Here is a 22,429-nt window from a genome sequence, read left to right on the forward strand (position 1 = left end):
GCATCCATTCCGTGTCTCTGGGGGGGCTCAGCCCTTCTTTGGGGCGAGCTGCTCGATGATGGCCTTGGCCACGTCCTGCATCGTCAGACGACGGTCCATCGACGCCTTCTGGATCCAGCGGAAGGCCTCCGGCTCGGACAGGCCCATCTTCTCGTTGAGCAGGCCCTTGGCGCGGTCGACGAGCTTGCGGGTCTCGAAGCGCTCGACCATGTCGGCGACCTCCGCCTCGAGCGTGATGATCTGCTCGTAGCGGGCGAGGGCGATCTCGATCGCCGGGAGCAGGTCGTTCGGCGTGAACGGCTTGACGACGTACGCCAGGGCGCCCGCCTCGCTCGCGCGCTCGACGAGCTCCTTCTGGCTGAACGCGGTCAGCAGCACGACGGGGGCGATGTGGTTCTTGCTGAGCTTCTCGGCGGCGCTGATGCCGTCGAGCTGAGGCATCTTGACGTCCATGATGACGAGGTCGGGGCGCAGCTCCGTGGCGAGCTGGACCGCGGTCTCCCCGTCGCCGGCCTCGCCGACGACGTCGAAGCCGTTGTCGCGGAGGATCTCGACGATGTCGAGTCGGATCAACGACTCGTCTTCCGCGACGACGACGCGGCGGGGTGCGGTGGGCGCGGACGCCGGTGCGGCTTCTTGATCAGTCACGTGAACCATCCTAAGACTGCGAGAGCGCGAACCCCCGGGATGCCCGGGGTGCGATAGGGCTGACGGTTCGTGCCGTCATCGTACCGGTGGTGGGACTCGAACCCACACGTCTCTCGACAGAGCATTTTGAGTGCCCCGCGTCTGCCATTCCGCCACACCGGCTGAGTGCGCCCCTCGACCCTAACGCAGGGTCGAGGGGCGCCGTGGGCCGCGCACCGGCGGAGGGTGCGCGGCGTCGAAGGTCAGACGCCTTCCTCCTGGTAGCCCGGAGCCGCGCCGTGCACGGCGTCGCCCACGCGGTGGACGCGCAGGTCGTTGGTCGAGCCGGCGATCCCGGGAGGGGACCCGGAGATGACGACGACCTTGTCGCCGACCTTCGCGAGGTCGTTCGACAGGAGGTAGTCGTCCACCTGGAGGAACATCTTGTCGGTGTGCGACACGTGCTCGACGAGCGTCGAGCGCACGCCCCACGTCAGCGCCAGGCGGCGGCGGATGCCGGGCTCGGGCGTGAACGCGATCATCGGGATCGTCGAGCGCAGGCGCGACATGCGGCGCGCCGAATCGCCCGACTCGGTGAAGACGCAGAGGTACTTGGCCTCGACGAAGTCGGCGACCTCGACCGCGGCGAGGGTGATCGCGCCACCCTGGGTGCGCGGCTTGTTGGTCAGCGGGAGGATGCGGTCCAGGCCGTGCTCCTCCGTGGAGGCGACGATGCGGGCCATGGTCTCGACGACGCCCACCGGGTAGGCGCCCACGCTGGTCTCACCAGAGAGCATGACCGCGTCGGCACCGTCGAGCACCGCGTTCGCGACGTCGCTGGTCTCGGCGCGGGTCGGCACCGGGTTCGAGATCATCGTCTCGAGCATCTGGGTCGCGACGATGACCGGCTTGGCCATGCGGCGGGCCAGCTCGACCGCGCGCTTCTGCACGATCGGCACGGCCTCCAGCGGCAGCTCGACGCCGAGGTCGCCGCGGGCGACCATGATGCCGTCGAAGGCGTCGATGATCTCCTCGAGGTTGTCGACCGCCTGCGGCTTCTCGATCTTGGCGATGACGGGGACGTAGCGCCCCTCCTCCGCCATGATCTCGTGCACCCGCTCGATGTCCGAGGCATCCCGGACGAAGGAGAGAGCGATGAGATCGGCGCCGGCCTTCAGGCCCCAGCGCAGGTCGGCCTCGTCCTTCTCGCTGAGCGCGGGGACGTTGACCGCGACACCGGGGAGGTTGATGCCCTTGTTGTTGGACACCGGGCCGCCCACGACGACCTCGGTGGTGACGACGGTGCCGTCGGTCTCCACGACGCGGACGCGGACCTTGCCGTCGTCGATCAGCAGGAAGTCGCCGGGGCGGACGTCCTGCGGCAGGCCCTTGAAGGTGGTGCCGACGATCTCCTTGGTGCCGAGGATGTCCTCGACGGTGATCTTGAAGATGTCGCCGGGGAGGAGGTCGTGCGGGCCGTTCTCGAACTTGCCGAGGCGGATCTTGGGCCCCTGCAGGTCGACGAGGGCGGCGACCGGCCGGCCGGCGTCCTCTGCCGCCTTGCGCACATTGGCGAAGTTGGCGTCGTGCACGGAGTAGTCTCCGTGGCTCAGGTTGAGGCGGGCGACGTCCACACCGGCGTCGATGATGGCGCGAACCATCTCGTACGACGACGTGGCGGGCCCGAGTGTTGCGACGATCTTGGCGCGTCTCATCCGTTTACAAGCTCCGTGAGGATTCGGGTAGTGGCCGATCGGCCCTTGCCAGCTTAGGCGGGCAGCAGGCCGATGGCGACATCGGTCGGGCGGACCGGCGCGGGCAGCACCGTCTCGCCCATCAGGTAGGTGTCGACCTCGGCGGCGGCCGCACGGCCCTCGGCGATGGCCCACACGATGAGGGACTGGCCGCGGCCCGCGTCGCCGGCGACGAACACGCCCGGAGCCGACGTCGCGTACGTCTGGTCGCGCTCGACGTTCCCGCGGTCGGTGAAGCGGGCGCCCAGCTGGTCCTCGAGGTGCGTGCGCTCGGGCCCGGTGAAGCCCATCGCGATCAGCACGAGGTCGGCGGGGATCTCCCGCTCGGTGCCGCTCTTGGGCACGCGACGGCCGTCGACGTACTCCGTCTCGGCTACGCGCAGGGCCCGGACCTCGCCCGCGGCGTTGCCGAGGAACTCGACGGTGGACGCCAGGTACGTGCGCTCCCCGCCCTCCTCGTGCGCCGACGCGACCTCGAACAGGTTCGGCATCATCGGCCACGGCTGGTGGGCCGGACGCTCGGACGGCGGCTGCACGCCGATGGCGAGGTTCGTGACGCTGAGCGCGCCCTGACGGTGCGCCGTGCCGATGCAGTCCGCGCCGGTGTCGCCGCCGCCGATGACGACGACGTGCTTGCCCTCGGCGGAGATCTGCTGCGGGATCTGGTCGCCCGCGACCGCCTTGTTGCCCTCGATGAGGTACTCCATGGCGTAGTGGACGCCGTCGAGGTCGCGACCGGGGATGGCCAGGTCGCGCGGGACGGTGGCGCCCGTGGCGACCACGACCGCGTCGTAGCGCGCGCGCAGGTCGCTCCAGGTGATGTCGCGGCCGATCTCGACGCCCGCGCGGAAGCGGGTGCCCTCGGCCTGCATCTGCCGCAGGCGGAGCTCGAGGTGGCGCTTCTCCATCTTGAAGTCCGGGATGCCGTAGCGCATCAGGCCGCCGATGCGGTCGTCGCGCTCGTACACCGCCACCGTGTGGCCGGCGCGCGTCAGCTGCTGGGCGGCGGCCAGGCCCGCGGGGCCGGAGCCGACGACCGCCACCGTCTTGCCCGTGAGGCGCTGCGGCGGCTCGGGCTCGACCCAGCCGTTGGCGAACGCCTCGTCGATGATCGAGACTTCGACCTGCTTGATCGTCACGGCGGGCTGGTTGATGCCCAGCACGCACGAGCTCTCGCACGGCGCCGGGCACAGGCGGCCCGTGAACTCCGGGAAGTTGTTCGTCGCGTGCAGACGCTCGATCGCCGAGCGCCCCTCCCCGCGCCAGGTGAGGTCGTTCCACTCGGGGATCAGGTTCCCGAGCGGGCAGCCCTTGTGGCAGAACGGGATGCCGCAGTCCATGCAGCGTCCGGCCTGGCGCTTGATGACGGCCGAGTCACCCGGCTCGTACACCTCTTTCCAGTCCATGATGCGCACCGGCACCGGCCGACGCTTCGGGAGCTCGCGCTCCGTGGTCTTGAGAAAGCCCTTCGGGTCAGCCACCCGTCACCTCCAGAATGCGCGTCCAGACGACGTCGCCGTCGGGGTCCAGCCCCTGGTCGACCGCCTCCTGGCGGGTCTGCAGCACCGCGGCGTAGTCGCGCGGCAGGACCCGGACGAAGTTGTCCACCTCGGCCTCGAAGTCGTCGAGCAGACGACGGGCGAGCGTGGAGTCGGTTTCGGCGACGTGCTTCTCGAGCAGGTCGCGCAGGATCTCGGCATCCCCCGATCCGAGGGTGCCGAGGACGAGCTCGCCGGATGCCACGGCCTCGCGGTTCACCAGGTCGGTGTCGAGCTTGTAGACGTATGCCTGTCCGCCGGACATGCCCGCGCCGAGGTTGCGGCCGGTGGTGCCGAGGATGACGGCCAGACCACCGGTCATGTACTCGAGCGCGTGGTCGCCGACGCCCTCGACCACCGCGGTGGCCCCGGAGTTGCGGACGAGGAAGCGCTCGCCCACGACGCCGTTCAGGAACATCTGCCCCTGGGTGGCTCCGTAGCCGATGACGTTCCCGGCGATGACGTTCTCGGACGCCGCGAAGGTCGATCCGCGCGACGGGCGCACGACGATCTTGCCGCCCGAGAGGCCCTTGCCGACGTAGTCGTTGGAGTCGCCCTCGAGGCGCAGCGTGATGCCCGCGGGCATGAACGCACCGAACGACTGCCCCGCGGACCCGGTGAGCCGGATGTCGATGGAGCCGTCGGGCAGGCCGTGCTCGCCCCGCGCCTTCGTGACGTGGTGGCCGAGCATGGTCCCGACCGCGCGAGCGGTGTTGCGGACCGGCAGCTCGATCGTCAGCTGCCCGCCGTGGGCGATGACGTCCTGCGCGCGCTCGATGAGCTGCACGTCGAAGTGCTCGTCCAGCTCGTGGTCCTGGTCGCGGCCGTGGCGACGCGGCTCGTCGTCGGCGAAGCGCGGGCCCTCGAGGATCGGGGCGAGGTTGAGACCCCGCGCCTTCCAGTGCTCGACCGCGCCGTTGACGTCCAGCAGCTCGCTGTGGCCGACGATCTCGTCGATGGAGCGGAAGCCGAGGGCGGCGAGGTACTCGCGCACCTCCTGGGCAATGAACTCCATGAAGTTCACGATGTACTCGGCCTTGCCGGTGAAGCGCGAGCGCAGGACGGGGTTCTGCGTCGCGACACCCACCGGGCACGTGTCGAGGTGGCACACGCGCATCATGATGCAGCCCGACACGACGAGCGGGGCGGTGGCGAAGCCGAACTCCTCGGCGCCCAGCAGCGCCCCGATGATGACGTCGCGGCCGGTCTTCATCTGCCCGTCGACCTGCACGACGACGCGGTCGCGCATGCCGTTGAGCATGAGCGTCTGCTGCGTCTCGGCCAGGCCCAGCTCCCAGGGGGTGCCGGCGTGCTTCAGCGAGTTCATCGGGCTCGCGCCCGTGCCGCCGTCCTGACCGGAGACGAGGATGACGTCGCTGAGCGCCTTGGCGACGCCGGCCGCGACCGCACCGATGCCCGACTGGCTGACGAGCTTGGTGTGGATGCGGGCCTTCGGGTTGGCGCGCTTGAGGTCGAAGATCAGCTGCTTGAGGTCTTCGATGGAGTAGATGTCGTGGTGCGGCGGCGGCGAGATCAGGCCGACGCCGGCCGTGGCGTGACGCGTCCGCGCGACCCACGGGTACACCTTCGTCGGGGGCAGCTGGCCGCCCTCGCCGGGCTTGGCGCCCTGGGCGAGCTTGATCTGGATGTCGTCCGCCTCGGTGAGGTAAAGGCTCGTCACGCCGAAACGACCGGATGCCACCTGCTTGATCGCACTGCGACGCGTCGGGTCGAGCAGGCGGTCGACGTCCTCGCCGCCCTCACCGGTGTTCGATTTGCCGCCGAGCTGGTTCATCGCGACCGCGAGGACCTCGTGCGCCTCCTGCGAGATGGAGCCGTAGCTCATCGCGCCGGTGGAGAAGCGCTTGACGATCGCGGAGACGGGCTCCACCTCGTCGATCGGCACGGGCGGACGCTGGCCGCTGCGCAGCTCGAAGAGGCCGCGGAGCGTCTTGAGCTCGTGCGCCTGGTCGTCGATGAGGGCGGTGTACTCGCGGAAGATGTCGTACCGGCGCTCGCGCGTGGCGTGCTGCAGGCGGAACACGGTGTCCGGGTTGAACAGGTGCGGGGCGCCGTCGCGGCGCCACTGGTACTCGCCGCCGGTCCAGAGACGCTCGTGCGCGCGGGCCGCGCCGTCCTCCGGGTAGGCGTACTCGTGCCGGGCCGCGTTCTCGGCAGCGATGACGTCGAGGCCGACGCCGCCGAGCTTGGTCTCGGTACCCGTGAAGTACGCGTCGACGAACTCCTGCGAGAGTCCGACGGCCTCGAACACCTGCGCGCCCGCGTAGGACGACACCGTCGAGATGCCCATCTTCGACATGATCTTGAGCACGCCCTTGCCGAGCGCGTAGATGAGGTTCTTGACCGCCTTCTCGGGGGTCACGTTGGTGATGTAGCCGGCGCGGACGAGGTACTCGACCGTCTCCATCGCCAGGTACGGGTTGACCGCCGAGGCGCCGTACCCGATCAGGGTCGCGATGTGGTGCACCTCGCGCACGTCGCCCGCCTCGACCACGAGGCCGACCTTCATGCGGGTCTGCTTGCGGATGAGGTGGTGGTGCACCGCGGCGAGCATGAGCAGCGACGGGATGGGCGCGAGGTCCTTGTTCGAGTCGCGGTCGCTGAGCACGATGAACTCGGCGCCGTCCTCGATCGCGTGGTCGACCTCGTTGCACATCTGCGTGAGGCGCTTCTGCAGGCCTTTGTGACCGGCCTCGACACGGTAGAGACCGCGGATCGTGACCGACGACCGCCCGGGCAGGGCGGTGTCGATGTGCTGGATCTTCGCGAGCTCGTCGTTGTCGATCACCGGGAAGTCGAGCGTCACCGTGCGGGTGTGCTCCGGGCCCCAGTCCAGGAGGTTGCGCTCCGGACCCAGGCCGAGCGAGAGCGAGGTCACGACCTCCTCGCGGATGGAGTCCAGCGGCGGGTTCGTCACCTGGGCGAATTGCTGCAGGAAGTAGTCGAACAGCAGGCGCGGGCGCTCGCTGAGCACGGCGACGGGCGCATCGCTGCCCATGGCCCCGAGGGGCTCGGTGCCGTTCTGTCCCATGGGCGTAAGGAGGATGCGCACCTCCTCCTCGGTGTAGCCGAAGGTGCGCTGACGGCGCGTGATCGAGGCGATGGGGTGCACGATGTGCTCGCGCTCCGGCAGCTCGCTGAGCTTGACGCGGCCCTTGTCGAGCCACTCCTGCCACGGCTCGGCGGCGGCAAGCTGCGCCTTGATCTCCTCGTCCTCGACGATGCGGCCTTCGGCGGTGTCGACGAGGAACATGCGGCCCGGCTGCAGGCGCCCGCGGCGCTTGATGCGCTCGGGCGCGAAGTCCAGCACGCCGGTCTCGGAGCCGATGACCACGAGGCCGTCGGTCGTCTCGGTCCAGCGGCCGGGACGCAGACCGTTGCGGTCCAGCGTCGCGCCCACGAGGGTGCCGTCGGTGAAGATGAGCGCGGCCGGACCGTCCCAGGGCTCCATCTGCATGGAGTGGTAGTCGTAGAAGGCACGGAGGTCGGCGGGGATCGTCGCCTGCTTCTCGTACGCCTCGGGGACCATCATCATGATGGCGTGGGGCAGGCTGCGGCCGGTGAGGGTCAGGAGCTCCAGCACCTCGTCGAACGAGGCCGAGTCGCTCGCGCCCTCGGTGCAGATGGGCAGCAGCGGCTGGATGTCGCCGATGAGCTCGGACTCCAGCTGCGACTGCCGCGCCCGCATCCAGTTGCGGTTGCCCTTGACGGTGTTGATCTCGCCGTTGTGCGCGAGCATGCGCAGCGGCTGGGCCAGCGGCCACGACGGGAACGTGTTCGTCGAGTAGCGCGAGTGCACCACGGCCAGCTCGGACGCGAAACGCTCGTCCTGGAGGTCGGGGTAGAACGGCTCGAGCTGCAACGTCGTGACCATGCCCTTGTAGCCGAGCGTGCGGCTGGACAGGGAGACGAAGTAGGCGTCGAGCTCGTTGCGGGCGCGCTTGCGCAGGCGGAAGACGCGGCGGTCCAGCGCGATGCCCGACAGGGCCGGCTGGTCGCCGACGGCCGGGTGCGAGACGAACAGCTGCTCGAAGGCGGGGCGGGCCTCGAAGGCCAGCTTGCCGAGGTTCTCGGGCTCGACCGGCACCTCGCGCCAGCCGAGGACCTCGAGGTTCTCGCTACGGGCGATGCGCTCGATCCCGGCCTTCTGCGCGGCGCGCTCGTCGTGTCCGAGGGGCAGGAAGACCATGCCCGCGGCGTACTCCCCCACCGGCGGCAGGTCGAAGTCGACGACCGCCCGGAGGAACGCGTCCGGCATCTGCGTGAGGATGCCGGCACCGTCGCCGGTGCCCGCGTCCGAGCCGATGGCACCGCGGTGCTCGAGGTTGCGGAGCGCCGTCAGCGCGAGGTCGATGATGTCGTGGCCGGCCTCGCCCCGGAGGGTCGCGACCATCGCCAGACCGCAGGCGTCCTTCTCGAACGACGGGTCGTACATGCCCTGACGGGCGGGGAATGCGCCACCGACGGCGCCGGAACGGAGGCTCGAGGAAGCCATACCAACCGTCCTCACTTGCTGCTGCTGCTGGGGATGGGACGACGTCGGCCCAGTGGAGTCATTTCGTCGAGGAGCTGCTTGTGGCGCTGGTCTCGACGCGGTCGTTCGTCGCGGGCGGCTCGCTCACGTCGACGAAGTCAGAGGGGTCGGTTGAGTCTACAGCCCCGCTGCCCTTGGCTTCGCGCCCGGGCACGTACGGCGAGGGCTCCAGACCCGGGTGGCGTCGCTTCTGGACGACGATGATCGCCAGACCGAGGACGACGCCGATGATCGCGGCCCACACGTTGGTGCGCAGGCCGAGGATGATGTCGCTCGGGTCGATGCGGATGGATTCCCAGACGATGCGGCCCGCGGAGTACCAGACGAGGTACACGCCGAACAGGCGTCCCCACTGCAGGCCGAAGCGCTTGCCGACGTACAGGATGACGGCGGCGCCGAGCAGGTTCCAGATGACCTCGTAGAGGAAAGTCGGCTGGAAAAGTGTGCCCGATGGCAGCCCGACGGGGACGGCCGGGTTGTTCGCGTCGATCTCCAGGCCCCACGGCAGGTCCGTCGGCTGTCCGAACAGCTCCTGGTTGAACCAGTTGCCGAAGCGGCCCATGGCCTGCGCGATGATCAGACCCGGCGCGACCGCGTCGGCGAAGGTCCAGAACCGGATGCCGGTCCACTTGCAGCCGAGGTACGCGCCGATGGCGCCGCCGATGAGCGCGCCGTAGATGGCGATGCCGCCCTCCCAGATCGCCCAGACCGAGCCCGGCTCGAAGGGGTTCCAGGGGTTCGAGCCCGGACCGAAGTAGTACCCGGCGTGCGTGAGGACGTGGTAGATCCGCGCGACGACGATCGCCAGGGGCACCGCCAGCAGGCAGATGTCGATGACGACCCACTTCTCCGCGCCGCGACGCGTCAGGCGCGCGTTGGTGAGGAAGAGCGCCACGATGATGCCCGCGACGATGCACAGGGCGTAGAAGTGGATGCGCAGGGGGCCGAGGTCGACGTACGAGATCGACGGACTCGGGATGCTGGCGAGCACGCCGGAGGCGGCGCTCGGGAGGGCGAACGTCATGGGAACGAGTTTAGGCGCGCCGCGCGGTGCCGGCGGACAGCTCGCCCGCCAGAGCGCGCAGCCCGTCCACACCGCCGTCGCGAAGGGCCTTGACCAGCGCCGTCCCGACGATGGCCCCGTCGGCGTACTCGACGACGCCGGCCACCTGGGCGGCGTTGGAGATCCCGATGCCCACGCACGCGTGCTCGGCGCCGTGGGTGCGCAGGCGCTCCACGAGGCGCCGGGCGGCGGCATCCAACTCCGCCCGCTCCCCCGTGATGCCCATCGTCGACACCGTGTACACGAACCCGCGGGACTCGCGGACGATCATCTCGAGGCGCTCGTCGGTCGATGTCGGGGCGGCGAGGAACACGCGGTCCAGGCCGCGGCTCTCGCTCGCGGCGATCCACTCGTCGGCCGCGTCGGGCGTGATGTCCGGCGTGATCAGCCCGGCGCCGCCGGCGGCGAGCAGCTCGTCGGCGTACCGCTCGACGCCGTACTGCACGACGAGGTTCCAGTAGGTCATGACGAGCACGGGGACGTCGGTGCGCGCGGTGACCTCGCGGATGATCGTGAAGAGGTCGCGCATGCGGAAGCCGTTGGCCAGCGCCGTCTGCGTCGCCTCCTGGATCACGATGCCGTCCATCACCGGGTCGCTGTAGGGCGGGCCCAGCTCGATGACGTCCGCACCGGCCTCCGCCAGGGCGACGACGGCTTCGATGCTCGTGGCGACGTCGGGGTACCCCGCGGGGAGGTAGCCGACGAACGCGCCGCGGCCCTCGGCATGGGCGGCGTCGATGGCCGCCGAGACGCGCGAGCTCACAGCTCGACTCCGGCGCCGCTGGCCGCGTCGGGCGCCGGGACGACGTCCACGGGCGAGCCGGGAGCGGATGCCACGGCTCCCGCGGCCGCCGTCTGCGCGGGGCCGTCGGGGGTCTCGGGCGCGTGCGCCGCGTCGTACAGGTCGAAGTAGCGGGCGGCGGTGTCCATGTCCTTGTCGCCGCGACCGGACAGGTTGACCGCGATGACAGCATCCGGCCCGAGCTCCTTGCCGATGCGCAGGGCACCGGCCAGGGCGTGGGCCGACTCGATCGCGGGGATGATCCCCTCGGTGCGCGAGAGCAGACGGAGCGCCTGCATGGCCTCGTCGTCGGTGGCGGGGATGTACTGGGCCCGGCCGATGTCGGCGAGCCACGCGTGCTCGGGTCCGACGCCCGGGTAGTCGAGGCCGGCGGAGATCGAGTGCGACTCGGTGGTCTGCCCGTCCTCGTCCTGCAGCACGTAGGTGCGCGCGCCGTGCAGCACGCCCGGACGGCCCCGGCCGATGGATGCCGCGTGCTTGGGCGTGTCCACGCCGTCGCCGGCCGCCTCGACGCCGTACAGGGCCACGCCCTCGTCGTCGAGGAACGCGTCGAACATCCCGATCGCGTTCGAGCCGCCGCCGACGCAGGCGAACACCGCGTCGGGGAGACGGCCGAGCCGCTCGAGGAACTGCGCGCGGGTCTCCTCGCCGATGATCTTCTGGAAGTCGCGGACCATCGCCGGGAACGGGTGCGGACCCGCCGCCGTGCCGAAGACGTAGTTCGTCGTCTCGACCGAGGCGACCCAGTCGCGGTAGGCCTCGTTGATGGCGTCCTTCAGCGTGCGCGACCCGGTCGTGACCGGCACGACCTCGGCGCCGAGCAGGCGCATGCGGGCGACGTTGAGCGCCTGGCGCTCGGTGTCGACCTCGCCCATGTAGACGACGCACTCGAGGCCGAACAGCGCGGCCGCCGTCGCGGTGGCCACGCCGTGCTGGCCCGCGCCGGTCTCGGCGATGACGCGCGTCTTGCCGAGGCGCTTGGTGAGCAGCGCCTGGCCCAGCACGTTGTTGATCTTGTGCGAGCCGGTGTGGTTGAGGTCCTCGCGCTTGAGGAACACGCGCGCGCCCCCGGCGTGGGCGGCGAACCGCGGCACCTCGGTCAGCACCGACGGGCGGCCGGCGTAGTCGTGCAGCAGCGCGCGCAGCTCGGCGTGGAACTCCGGGTCGGCCATGGCCGACTCGTACACCTCGGTGAGCTCGTCGATCGCGGCGATCAGCGACTCGGGCATGTAGCGGCCGCCGAAGTCCCCGAAGAAGGGGCCCTTCTGCTCGCGCAGGCTGATGGTCATGCGGACTCCTGGAGGAAGGCGCGCAGTGTCGCGACGGGGTCGCCCGTGACGAGCGCCTCCCCCACGAGCACCACGTCGGCGCCGGCGGCGCGGTAATGGGCGACGTCGGCCGGGGCGAGCACGGCCGACTCGGCGATCTTGACGGCGTCGGCCGGGAAGCGGTCGGCGAGCGTGCCGAACAGGTCGCGGTCGAGCTCGAAGGTCGACAGGTTGCGGGCGTTGACGCCGATGAGCTTCGCGCCCAGCTCGGACGCGCGCTCGAGCTCGTCGGCCGAGTGGGTCTCGACGAGGGCGGTCATGCCGAGGTCGGTCACCAGCCCGTACAGCTCGGTGAGCGTCTTCTGGTCGAGCGCGGCGACGATCAACAGCACCAGATCGGCGCCCGAGGCGCGCGCCTCCAGCACTTGGTACGGCGTGGCGATGAAGTCCTTGCGCAGCACCGGCACGGACACCGCTGCCCGCACGGCCTCGAGGTCGGCGAGGCTGCCCTTGAACTTGCGGCCCTCGGTCAGCACCGAGATCGCGGAGGCCCCGCCCTCCTCGTACAGGCGCGCCTGACGGGCCGGGTCCGGGATGGCGGCGAGGTCGCCGCGCGACGGGCTGGCGCGCTTGACCTCGGCGATGACCTTGACGCGGTCGGCGGGGGCGAGCATCGCGAGGGCGTCTCGCGCCGGCGTCTGCGCGAGGGCGTCGCGCTCCACCTCGGCGAGGGGCCGCGTGCGCGCGCGCTCCTCGGCGTCCTCGACTGCTCCGGCCGTCAGATCGGCCAGCACGGTCAGTGCGCCTTCGGGTTCGCCTTGGCGCCGTTCGCGCCGTACCCGGCCTTGGTCATGATGAGACCGACGAGCGCGCCGACGACGAGGAGACCCACCGACGCCCACACGAGCACCGGCATGTTCAGCCAGAAGAACAGCGTGCCGAGCGTGAATGCGACGAGCATGATGATCACGGCCGTCCAGGCGGCGGGCGAGTGTCCGTGGCCGGGATCGCCGATGGGGTTGCTCATGGATCTCCTTCAGGTCGCGCCGCAGCGCGGGTACAAGCGTCGTCCCAGTCTACCGAAGCGGCGCCGCGGGCCCCGCGCCCGCCGGGCCGGTGTTATCGCGACGTCGAACGATCCGGATCCGGCATGCCCGCGGGTGCAGGGCACCCGGTAAACGCTCGCTCGTGGGGGAAACGCCGCGTCACGGCGTTTCCCCCACGCCGGAGCGTTTACCGGCCACAGATGCCACCGCGCGACGGATGCCGCGGACGCGGTGGTGTCGGAGGCGACGCGCGGCGCGGGTCAGGCGGTCGGATCGTCGCCGCGGGACAGGTCGTCCCACGAGTCGATCGCGTCGTGCGGGCGAGACGTCCCGTCCGCCGCCGTCGCGGTCTCGGTGCGGTACTTCCGCCCGGCGCCGGAGCGCCACCGCCGCGCCGTCACGAGTGTGAAGACCGCGGCGACGGCCAGCAGCACCTGCACGACGAGCGTCAGCGCGGGCCACGGGGTCAGCGAGATGTCCGCGACGAGGTCGGCGACGGCATCCAGTCCCGAGATCCCGGTCGCCTCGGTGACCGTCGCGGCCGTCGCCGACACGGGGGCCGTGAAGAGGATCTGCGCCGTCGAGACGCCGACGATCGCGGCGATCGCGAGACCCAGCACGCCGAACACGTAGCGCAGGACCGGCCCGACGATCGACAGGGCGGCGCCGAGCGCGAGCGCCGCGAGGCTGAGCGGCGTGAGCACCGGCAGCGCGTCCGACCCGGGGACGGACAGGCTCTGCTGCGCCCCGTCGGCGAGGACGACGTCCATCCACGTCTGCGTGGACGAGATCACCCCGAGGGCGCCGGCCAGCAGCATCGCGAGGACCGCGACGGACCGGCCCCGGCGCATCAGCGCTCCCCCACGACCGGCTCGAGGTCGACCGTGTCGAAGCAGGTCCGCGTCCCGGTGTGGCACGCGGCGCCGACCTGGTCCACCTCGATGAGCAGGGTGTCGCCGTCGCAGTCCACGCGAGCGCCCTTGACGAGCTGGATGTGCCCGGACGTGTCGCCCTTGCGCCAGTACTCCTGACGGGAGCGGGACCAGAACGTCACGCGACCGGTGGTCAGCGTGCGGCTGAGGGCCTCGGCATCCATCCACCCGACCATCAGCACCTCGCGCGTGTCGAACTGCTGGACGACGGCGGCGACGAGGCCGTTCGCGTCGTACGTCACCTTCGCGACGGCGTCGGCGTTCATCGGCGGACCTCGATCCCCTCGGCGGCCATGGCGTCCTTGACCTGGGGGACGGTCAGCTGACCGGAGTGGAACACGGATGCCGCGAGCACCGCGTCCGCACCCGCCTGCACGGCCGGGGCGAAGTGCTCCAGCGCGCCCGCGCCGCCCGAGGCGATCACGGGGACCGCGGCCACCTGGCGCATGAGCCGGACCAGCTCCAGGTCGAAGCCCTGCTTGGTGCCGTCGGCGTCGATGGAGTTGACCAGCAGCTCCCCCGCGCCGCGCTCGACGGCCTCGCGCGCCCACTCGAGGGCGTCGAGCGTCGTCTCTGTGCGACCGCCGTGCGTCGTCACGACGAAGCCGGACGGGGTGGATGCCGCCCGCTTGACGTCCAGCGAGAGGACGATCACCTGCGCGCCGAAACGGTCCGCGATCTCGTCCACGAGCTGCGGCCGGGCGATCGCGGCGGAGTTCACGCCGATCTTGTCGGCGCCGACCGCGAGGAGACGGGCGACGTCGTCGGTGGAGCGGACGCCCCCGCCGACGGTCAGCGGGATGAAGACCTGCTCGGCGGTCCGGCGGACCACGTCGTACGTCGTGGCACGCTCGTCCACCGTCGCGGTGACGTCGAGGAAGGTGATCTCGTCCGCGCCCTGGTCGAAGTAGAGCTTCGCCAGCTCGACCGGGTCGCCCATGTCGCGCAGGTCGAGGAAGTTCACGCCCTTCACGACGCGACCGGCCGCGACGTCGAGGCACGGGATGATGCGGCGGGCGAGCGTCATCAGAGCCTCGCGGCGAGGATCTCGGTGACGAGGATGGCGCGGGCGCCGATGGCGTACAGCTCGTCCATGACGCGGTTCACGTCGCGGCGCGGGCTCATGACGCGGACGGCCACCCAATCGGGGTCACGGAGCGGCGAGATCGTCGGCGACTCCAGGCCCGGGGCGACGGCGATCGCCTGCTCGACCAGGTGGGCGGGCAGGTCGTAGTCGACGAGCACGTACTTGCGGGCGGCGAGCACGCCGCGCAGGCGGCGCAGCAGCGTCTCGGTGCCCTCGGCCTCGTTCGGGCCCGAGATGAGGACGGCATCCGACTCCAGGAGCACGGGACCGAAGATCTCCAGCCCCGCCTGGCGCAGCGTGGTGCCGGTGGAGACGACGTCCGCGACGGCGTCGGCGACGCCGAGCTGCACGGCGGACTCGACGGCGCCGTCCAGCGGGACGATGTCCACGGCGATGCCGCGCTCGTCGAGGAACGCGTCCACGAGGCCCGGGTAGGCGGTGGCCACACGCAGGCCCTGCAGGTCGGCGACGTCGGAGAAGCGGCCGGGGCGACCGGCGAAGCGGAACGTGGAGCCGGCGAAGCCGAGCGACTCGACCTCGCGCGCGCCGGGCATCCTGGCATCCAGGAGCAGGTCCCGGCCGGTGATGCCGACGTCGAGGGCGCCCGAGCCGACGTAAGTCGCGATGTCGCGGGGGCGGAGGTAGAAGAACTCGACCTCGTTGACGGGGTCGACGGTGTAGAGGTCCTTGGAGTCGCGACGTCCGGTGTACCCGGCCTCCGAGAGCATCTCGGCGGCGGTCTCGGCGAGCGACCCCTTGTTCGGCACGGCGATACGCAGCATGACGGGGGCTTTCGTGTTGGTCGAGCGGGGGGTGGCGGCGGGCGGCTCAGAGATGTCGGTAGACGTCCTCGAGCGACAGGCCCTTCGCGATCATCAGCGTCTGCAGGTGGTACAGCAGCTGCGAGATCTCCTCGGCCGCGGCCGCATCGGACTCGTACTCCGCGGCCATCCACACCTCGGCGGCCTCTTCGACGATCTTCTTGCCGATCGCGTGCACGCCCGCGTCCAGCTGGGCGACGGTGCCGGATCCGGCGGGTCGGTCGACGGCCTTGGCGCTGAGTTCCGCGAACAGGTCGTCGAAGGTCTTCACCCCTCCAGGCTATCGGGTCGCCGGGGGTGGGGCTGTCGCCGGGCCCGCCGCCACCGGTCCGAGAAACGCTTCCCGCACCGAGGAACGCCCGCACCCGGCGTTTCTCGGCGCAGGGAGCGTTTACCGGCGGGCCGCGCGGCGGGTCAGTGGTGGTGGCGGGCGGCGGCGGCGCGGAGGGACCGGATGGCGCGATCGGGGTCGTCGGCGCCGAACACGGCCGACCCGGCGACGAAGGTGTCTGCCCCCGCCTCCGCGGCCTGGGCGATCGTGGACTCGCCGATGCCGCCGTCGACCTGCAGCCAGACGCGCGCCCCGCGCCGCCGCGCCTCATCCGCGAGCGTGCGGAGCTTCGGCATCGTCTCGGGCATGAACGACTGACCCCCGAAGCCCGGCTCGACCGTCATGACGAGGATCTGGTCGAACTCGTTGAGCACGTCGAACAGGCTCTCGACGGGGGTGGCCGGCTTGACCGCCACGCCCGCGCGCGCGCCGATCGAGCGCAGCTGGCGGGCGAGGGCGACCGGGGATGCCGCCGCCTCGAGGTGGAAGGTGACGGAGGCGGCGCCCAGCTCGGCGTACTCCGGAGCCCACCGGTCGGGGTCGTCAATCATGAGGTGCACGTCGAGCGGAACGGGACTGCTGTCCTGGATGCGCCCCACCATCTGCGGCCCGAACGTGAGGTTGGGGACGAAGTGGTTGTCCATCACGTCGACGTGGACGAAGTCCGCTCCCGCGATGCGCGCGAGCTCGGCCTCCATGTTCACGAAGTCGGCGGCCAGGATGCTGGGGTTGATGCGCGGGGCGTCGGTGGGCACCCGCCCATTATCCGCGCCGAGGCGGGTCGCCCGTGTGCGCCGGGTGTGCCGCTATTCACCCGCGGCGGCGGCGGCCGTCCCCGCGATCTCCGGGATCGACGCGGTCCTACCGTCGAGATCTCGACCGATGGAGGTAACGATGACGACAGGTGACCAGAACTCCCCGGCACCGCAGTGGAACGAGAGCCTCGGGCGGTGGACCGCCAACGGCCATGCCTGGGACGACGCCACGCAGCGGTGGGTCCCCCTCTCCGCGGCTGCCGCGCCCCTCGCACCCGAGGCCACCGACCCGGGGATCGATGCCGGCGCCCGACACACGGATCCGCGCGCGCTCCGCTCGGAGCACGTCGGCCCGCCGGGACCGTCTCGGCCCCGCCGCCTCCGGACCGGTGCCATCGTCGGCCTCTCGCTCGGCGGTGTCGGCGTCCTCGCCGTCGTGGCGCTGGTCATCGGGCTCGCGGTCCTGCCCCGTGGCACGACGACGCCGGGGCTCGCGGACTCTTCGAGCGCCTCGGCGGCCGACGTGGTCCGCACCTATCTGGAGGCGGTGGCCGAGGCGGATGCCGAGACGGCTCTGGCGCAGCTGTCGTCCCTCCCCTCCGACACCGTTCTGCTGACGGACGACGTCCTCGAGAAGTCGCGTCAGTTGGCTCCCGTCGGTGACATCGAGATCGGCGAGCCCGTCCTGTCGGGATACACCGGGCACGTCCCGGTCACCTTCTCGATCGGCGAGAGTCGGCAGCAGACGACCTTCCCCGTCGACGCCTGGGGGGAGGACGAGAAGTGGGGTGTCGGCAGCCCCGCGACCCTCAGCCTCCCCGGGTCGGTGGACAGTCTGCCGTTGGCGATCAACGGACAGGCCGTCACCGGCGACAGCGTGCACGCCTTCCCCGGAACGTACGAGATCACGACGGACTCGCCCCTCTTCGCGCTCGCCGGTCCGACGACCGTGACCCTCCGAGACGCGGACTGGCAGACCCTCTCCGGCGTCGAGGCGGTGCTCAGCCCGGACGGGCTGCAACGCTTCCGGACGGCCGTCACCGACGCGGTGAACGCCTGCCTCGCATCGACCGCTCTGCAGGCGGGGTGCGGGGTCGACATCCGCGCGGTGCTGGACGACGGCACCAAGGTCATCGACGGCACCGTGACGCGGACCCTCGGGGGCGAGGCCGCGACGCGCCTGGCGAACCTCGAGCCGATCTCGACGTACGGAGCACCGTTGCAGATGAGCACGGGCATCATCGGCCGCGTCGACCTCACCGCGGACTGCGAGAAAGACGGGGTGCGCATGTCGGGATGCCGCTTCACCCTGAACCCGAGCCTGGGCTCGGCCATCGTCGACTTCGCCGTCGACCCGCCCGTGGTGCGCTGGGACTGAAACCGCGGTACCGGGGCGGCGCGACGCCGTCGCCCCGGTCTCACCCGCCGCTCCCGAGGGGCGAATCCCCGGGTGATCTCGCCCGCGGTCCGCGCCGCGGGCGGGCGGGTCAGCGCTTGCGCAGCAGGGCGATCGACATCGCGTCCGTGCCGTGCCGGTGCGGCCACAGCTGCGCGCGCAGCGAGCCGTCGGCCTGGTCCGGAAGGTCGATGTCGTCGCGGACGACGCCGCGGACGACTTCCCGCGCGTCGAGCTCCTCGGCCGCCTCGCCGAGCTCCCGCTTCACCTCCGCCAGCACGCCCGCGGTCTCGGCGAGATGCGGCGAGCACGTCACGAATGCGAGGACCCCGCCGGGGGCGAGCGCGGCGAACCCGGCGAGCACCAGCTCGCGCTGCAGCGCCGTGAGGTCCGGCACGTCGGCCGGCGTCTTCCGCCAGCGCGCCTCGGGCCGGCGCCGCAGCGCCCCGATCCCCGTGCACGGCGCGTCGACGAGGATCCGGTCGTACTCCCCCGGGGCCCGCGCCGCGCGGTCGCGCCCGTCCTCCTCGCTCACCTCGACCGGGAGGGGGAGGGATGCCACGGCCCGCCGCACCAGTCCGGCTCGGGCGGGGCTGATCTCGTTGGCATCCAGGTGCGCCCCGTTCGCCAGCGCCTCCGCGGCCAGGAGCGCCGTCTTGCCGCCGGGACCCGCGCACAGGTCGAGCCACCGCTCCCCCGCGCGCACCGGGAGCGCCCGGGTCAGGGCGAGGGCGGCGAGCTGCGAGCCCTCGTCCTGGACGCGGATCCGCCCGTCGGACGCGGTGATGAGGGTTTCGGGATCGCCCCCGGACGTCGTGAACGCGGTCGGCGCGTACGGGGTCGCGCGAGCGTCGGCGGGCGGCTCGGCCAGGCCCGGCAGCGCGATCATGGCGACCCGGGGCGCGACGTTGTCGGCCTCGAGCAGGGCGTCGAGCTCGTCTGCGCGCCCCTCGGCGGCGAGGGCCCGGCGCAGCGCCCGCACGATCCAGACGGGGTGCGAGGTGGTCACGCCGGTGCGCTCGTCGTCGCTGCGCGCGGCGGCGGCGGCGCGTTCGAGCCAGTGGCCCGGCGTCTCGCGCGAGACCCGGCGCAGGACGGCGTTGGCGAAGCCCGCGGCCCCGCGTCCGCCACCGTGGCGGCGCGCCAGTTCGACCGACTCGTTCACGGCCGCGTGGGAGGCGACACGGGTGGACAGCAGCTGGTGGACGCCGAGCCGCAGCGCGTCGAGTACGGGCGGGTCGATGCGGTCGACGCCGCGGTCGGCGGCGACGGCGATGATCGCGTCGTAGGTCCCGCGGCGACGGAGGGTGCCGTAGGTGAGCTCGGTGGCGAGGCCGGCGTCCTTGGCATCCAGTCCCGCCCGCGCGATCGCGTGGGGCAGGAGCAGGTTGGCGTAGGCCTCGTCGTCGGTGACGGCGCGCAGCACCTCGTAGGCGACGGCGCGCGCGCCCTGGACCACGGTCATGATCCGAACACCACGTCGCTCGTGCGGAGCCCCCGCAGCCAGTCGCCCGCGTCCATGGCGCCCTTGCCGGCCGGCTGGACCGTGCGGAGGTGCAGCGGCGACGTCCCGGTTCCGACGAGGACGGACCGACCGGATGCCACCACCCGTCCGGGATCCACCGGGGGCGCCGCCGGGTCCGCGGGCGCCGCCCGCAGCACCTTCACGCGGGCGCCGTCGAGGGTCGTGTGCGCACCGGGCTCCGGGGTCACGCCCGCGATCCGGGCGAGGAGGGACGCGGCATCCGCCGAGAAGTCCAGCCGGCCGTCGGTCAGGGTGAGCTTCGGGGCGACCGTGGGCTCGCCCTCCTGTGGGACGGCGACGGCGGTCCCGTCCGCGATGCCGTCCACGACACGGGCCAGCAGCGGCGCGCCCACCTCGGCGAGGGCGTCCAGCACGTCCGCGGAGGTCGCCCCGGCGGGGACGTCGTACCGCTCCTCGGCGAACACGTCGCCGGCGTCGAGCGCCGCGACGAGCTGGAAGACGCTCGCGCCCGTCACGGTGTCGCCCGCGATGAGCGCCCGCTGCACCGGGGCGGCGCCGCGCCAGCGCGGGAGCAGGGAGAAGTGCAGGTTGATCCACCCGTGGACGGGGGTCGAGAGCAGCGGCTCGCGGACGAGCCCGCCGTACGCGACGATGACGCCGAGGTCCGGCTCGAGCGCGGCCAGGCGCGCGGTGACGTCCGCATCGAGGCGGTCGGCCTTGACCACGTGCAGGCCCAGATCGCTCGCCGCCTGCGCCACCGGCGACGGCGTCAGGACCCGCTTGCGGCCGAGCGGTGCGTCCGTGCGCGTGACGACCGCGGCGATCTCATGCGGCCCGTCGGCCAGGGCGCGCAGCGACGGGACGGCGACGGCGGGGGTGCCGGCGAAGACGAGGCGCATGGTTCTCCTCACGCGGTCGGGTGCGGGACGGGCGGGACCGGGGCGGGTCGAGCGATGGATGCCACCGCTCAGAGGTCGGGCTCGGGGATGTCGAGCCGGACTCTGAGTGTATTGCGCGGCTTCGGGCCGCGATCCTTGGTCGACTTGCGGGCACGCAGGGCGTCGGCGATGACCCCGGCCCGCAGCGCCTCCGCGACCGCACGCCCGTGGGCGTAGTCGAACCGCACGAGGGCGCGGGCCGTCGCCGTGTCCGGCGAGGTCGAGGTGTCGACGGGACCCAGGATCGCGAGGGGGTCCAGCGCGGGCACGCTCTCGCGGAGCGACGCGAGCAGGGTGTCGACGCTCCGGGCGTGTCCGTCGACGCTGGCGACGCGGACGGCGGGGGGCATGCGCAGCGGCGCCCGGTCGGCGAGCTCGGACCGGGCATAGGCCGGCTGGGTCCAGGTCGCCAGCGCGCGGGCGACGGGTCCGGCGACGCCGACGAGGTGCACGGGAGCGCCGGGGGCGGCGAGGGCGGCGGCGTTGGACCACCAGCGGAGGCAGTGCTCCCCGATCCGCAGCGCCTCGTTCTGCAGCATGCGGTCGCCGTCGAGCAGGATGACGGCGCGGTAGCCGCCGCGGGCGAGTGGCTCGGCGCCGCGCGTGGCGATCACGAGGGCGGGGGCGGCATCCACCTCCGTCACCGGGTGGGCACCGTCGGCGACGATGACCCGGGTCCCCGGGAAGGCCCGGCCGAGCTCGTCCGCGGTGCGCTCGCTGCCCGAGGACGCCATGCGCAGCTTGGCCGATCCGCAGTGCCCGCACGTCCACGCGTGGGCGCTCCGCCCGCACCAGGCGCACACGGGGAGCGCCCCGGGCCGGGCGGCGCGCAGCGGTCCCGCGCAGTGCGCGCAGCGCGCCGGGCGACGGCAGTCCGCGCAGACGAGGGACGGCGCGTAACCGGGCCGGGCGACCTGCACGAGCACCGGCCCCTCCGCCAGCGCCACGCGCGCCGCCGCGAACGCCGACGACGGGACGCGCGACTGCCGCTGCTCCCCCTCCCGGGTGGCGCTCAGCACCACGCGCGGGCTCGGGCGGCGAGCCGGGGCGACCTCGCGGACGTAGCCGACGTCGACGAGCCGCTGCACGTCGGTGGTGCGCGTGTGCCCGGCGAAGAGCAGGGCGGACCCCTCCAGCTCCTGACGGACGAGCGCGGCGTCGCGTGCGTGCACGCCCGGGGCGAGCGGCTCGGCGAGGAGCGAATCGCCGTCGTCCCAGATCGCGACGAGTCCCGTCCCGTGGGCGGGCGCGTACACGCCGGAGCGCCGCCCGACGACGATGCACGGAACCGGGGCGAGCGTGCGCAGGTACTGCGCGTAGCGGGCGGGGCCGGACTGGTCCGCGTCGTCGCGGACGATCGCCTCCGCCGGGGCGAGGTCCGCCAGGGCCGCGAGCAGCTGCGCCTGGTCCCGGTAATCCGGGACGACGAGGACGGCGCTGCGGCCCCCGGCGAGCGTGTGCACGGCCGCCGCGGCGAGCAGATCCGCCCAGGCGCCGCGCGGCAGGTCACCGGCCGGGAACGGCGGCGCATCGAGGGCGAGCCGCTCCCCCGCGTCCAGCGCGGTCGTGAGGCCGATGTACGGGGCGAGCAGGGCGTCGGCGCGCGCGAGGGCGTCCGCGTCGACGACGGGCGTCTCGGGCGGGGGCGCGGCCGCCCAGGCCTTCTCGGCGCGCACCATGCGCTTGGGCACCGCAAGTCGCAGGACGTCGCTCACGGATCCCGCCGCCCGGTCCGCCACGCGGCGTGCGAGCGTGTACAGCGCGTCCGGCAGCACCGGCATCGGCGACACGACCGCCTCGACGGAGGACAGGGGCCGCTCGGTGCCGTCGTCGGCCACGACCTCGACGACGAAGGCATCCATCATCCGGCCGGCGGAGCGCAAGGGGACCTTGACCCGGATGCCGGGGACCACCTCGCCCACGAGGGCGTGCGGCACCGCATAGTCGAACAGCCGGTCGAGCTGCGGCACGGGCGAGTCCAGCTGGACCCGCGCGACCCGACGCGCGCTCATCGCGCACCGCCCGGAGGC

At 72.3% G+C, this 22,429-nt stretch carries 19 protein-coding genes and 1 tRNA gene; 1 reads left to right on the forward strand and 19 read right to left on the reverse strand.

Annotation, left to right across the window (positions count from 1 at the left end; translation table 11 throughout):
• Positions 1-27: 27 nt before the first annotated feature.
• The 16 genes from ACO03V_RS07870 to rpe all read right to left on the reverse strand — a co-directional run bounded on the left by ACO03V_RS07870 (position 28) and on the right by rpe (position 16,579).
• Positions 28-648 carry an ANTAR domain-containing response regulator gene (locus ACO03V_RS07870; RefSeq protein WP_367726783.1) on the reverse strand — a complete coding sequence of 207 codons (621 nt, stop codon included), beginning with the start codon at positions 646-648 and terminating at the stop codon, positions 28-30.
• 81 nt (positions 649-729) lie between these two features.
• Positions 730-810, reverse strand: a tRNA-Leu gene (locus ACO03V_RS07875).
• A gap of 80 nt (positions 811-890) precedes the next feature.
• Positions 891-2,342 carry a pyruvate kinase gene (gene pyk / locus ACO03V_RS07880; protein WP_367726784.1) on the reverse strand — a complete coding sequence of 484 codons (1,452 nt, stop codon included), beginning with the start codon at positions 2,340-2,342 and terminating at the stop codon, positions 891-893.
• A 53-nt stretch (positions 2,343-2,395) separates the two neighbouring features.
• Positions 2,396-3,862 (reverse strand): glutamate synthase subunit beta, encoded by a 1,467-nt coding sequence (locus ACO03V_RS07885; protein WP_367726785.1) that lies wholly within the window; start codon positions 3,860-3,862, stop codon positions 2,396-2,398.
• Positions 3,855-8,435 (reverse strand): glutamate synthase large subunit, encoded by a 4,581-nt coding sequence (gene gltB, locus ACO03V_RS07890; protein ID WP_423137210.1) that lies wholly within the window; start codon positions 8,433-8,435, stop codon positions 3,855-3,857. The genes ACO03V_RS07885 and gltB overlap by 8 nt, the downstream gene beginning before the upstream one ends.
• 58 nt (positions 8,436-8,493) lie before the next feature.
• The gene (gene lgt / locus ACO03V_RS07895; protein WP_367726787.1) at positions 8,494-9,498 is read right to left on the reverse strand and encodes a prolipoprotein diacylglyceryl transferase; all 1,005 of its coding nucleotides are present in this window, start codon (positions 9,496-9,498) and stop codon (positions 8,494-8,496) included.
• A 10-nt stretch (positions 9,499-9,508) separates the two neighbouring features.
• The gene (gene trpA / locus ACO03V_RS07900) at positions 9,509-10,300 is read right to left on the reverse strand and encodes a tryptophan synthase subunit alpha (protein ID WP_367726788.1); all 792 of its coding nucleotides are present in this window, start codon (positions 10,298-10,300) and stop codon (positions 9,509-9,511) included.
• Positions 10,297-11,622, reverse strand: coding sequence for a tryptophan synthase subunit beta (gene trpB, locus ACO03V_RS07905; protein WP_367727593.1), 1,326 nt, complete (start codon positions 11,620-11,622; stop codon positions 10,297-10,299). The genes trpA and trpB overlap by 4 nt, the downstream gene beginning before the upstream one ends.
• Positions 11,623-11,624: 2 nt before the next feature.
• The gene (gene trpC, locus ACO03V_RS07910; RefSeq protein WP_423137211.1) at positions 11,625-12,401 is read right to left on the reverse strand and encodes an indole-3-glycerol phosphate synthase TrpC; all 777 of its coding nucleotides are present in this window, start codon (positions 12,399-12,401) and stop codon (positions 11,625-11,627) included.
• 2 nt (positions 12,402-12,403) lie between these two features.
• Positions 12,404-12,634 carry a DUF6704 family protein gene (locus tag ACO03V_RS07915; protein ID WP_367726790.1) on the reverse strand — a complete coding sequence of 77 codons (231 nt, stop codon included), beginning with the start codon at positions 12,632-12,634 and terminating at the stop codon, positions 12,404-12,406.
• A 279-nt stretch (positions 12,635-12,913) separates the two neighbouring features.
• Positions 12,914-13,504 carry a Trp biosynthesis-associated membrane protein gene (locus tag ACO03V_RS07920; protein WP_423137212.1) on the reverse strand — a complete coding sequence of 197 codons (591 nt, stop codon included), beginning with the start codon at positions 13,502-13,504 and terminating at the stop codon, positions 12,914-12,916.
• Complete coding sequence (hisI, locus tag ACO03V_RS07925) at positions 13,504-13,851, reverse strand: phosphoribosyl-AMP cyclohydrolase (RefSeq protein WP_367726792.1); 348 nt, start codon at positions 13,849-13,851, stop codon at positions 13,504-13,506. The genes ACO03V_RS07920 and hisI overlap by 1 nt, the downstream gene beginning before the upstream one ends.
• Positions 13,848-14,612, reverse strand: coding sequence for an imidazole glycerol phosphate synthase subunit HisF (gene hisF, locus ACO03V_RS07930; protein ID WP_423137213.1), 765 nt, complete (start codon positions 14,610-14,612; stop codon positions 13,848-13,850). Before hisF ends, hisI begins: the two co-directional genes overlap by 4 nt.
• Positions 14,612-15,454: an ATP phosphoribosyltransferase gene (gene hisG, locus ACO03V_RS07935; RefSeq protein ID WP_423137214.1), complete on the reverse strand. Its 843-nt coding sequence runs from the start codon at positions 15,452-15,454 to the stop codon at positions 14,612-14,614. The genes hisF and hisG overlap by 1 nt, the downstream gene beginning before the upstream one ends.
• A gap of 46 nt (positions 15,455-15,500) precedes the next feature.
• On the reverse strand, positions 15,501-15,764 hold the full coding sequence (locus ACO03V_RS07940) for a phosphoribosyl-ATP diphosphatase (protein WP_367726795.1): 264 nt from the start codon (positions 15,762-15,764) through the stop codon (positions 15,501-15,503).
• A gap of 143 nt (positions 15,765-15,907) precedes the next feature.
• Entirely contained in the window at positions 15,908-16,579 is a 672-nt protein-coding gene (gene rpe, locus ACO03V_RS07945; protein ID WP_423137215.1) for a ribulose-phosphate 3-epimerase, read from the reverse strand.
• 139 nt (positions 16,580-16,718) lie between these two features.
• Here rpe and ACO03V_RS07950 point away from each other — a divergent pair, with 139 nt between their 5' ends.
• On the forward strand, positions 16,719-17,957 hold the full coding sequence (locus tag ACO03V_RS07950) for a hypothetical protein (RefSeq protein ID WP_423137216.1): 1,239 nt from the start codon (positions 16,719-16,721) through the stop codon (positions 17,955-17,957).
• Positions 17,958-18,066: 109 nt separating this feature from the next.
• On the opposite strand, the gene ACO03V_RS07955 is transcribed toward ACO03V_RS07950, so the two are convergent.
• From ACO03V_RS07955 to ACO03V_RS07965, 3 genes are all read right to left on the reverse strand, one after another.
• The gene (locus tag ACO03V_RS07955; protein WP_423137217.1) at positions 18,067-19,440 is read right to left on the reverse strand and encodes an RsmB/NOP family class I SAM-dependent RNA methyltransferase; all 1,374 of its coding nucleotides are present in this window, start codon (positions 19,438-19,440) and stop codon (positions 18,067-18,069) included.
• Positions 19,437-20,360, reverse strand: coding sequence for a methionyl-tRNA formyltransferase (gene fmt, locus ACO03V_RS07960; RefSeq protein WP_423137218.1), 924 nt, complete (start codon positions 20,358-20,360; stop codon positions 19,437-19,439). Before fmt ends, ACO03V_RS07955 begins: the two co-directional genes overlap by 4 nt.
• Positions 20,361-20,428: 68 nt before the next feature.
• On the reverse strand, positions 20,429-22,411 hold the full coding sequence (locus ACO03V_RS07965; protein WP_423137219.1) for a primosomal protein N': 1,983 nt from the start codon (positions 22,409-22,411) through the stop codon (positions 20,429-20,431).
• Positions 22,412-22,429 lie beyond the last annotated feature (18 nt).

The sequence above is a fragment of the Microbacterium sp. HMH0099 genome (assembly GCF_049384025.1).
In the GTDB taxonomy this organism is placed as follows: Bacteria; Actinomycetota; Actinomycetes; order Actinomycetales; family Microbacteriaceae; genus Microbacterium.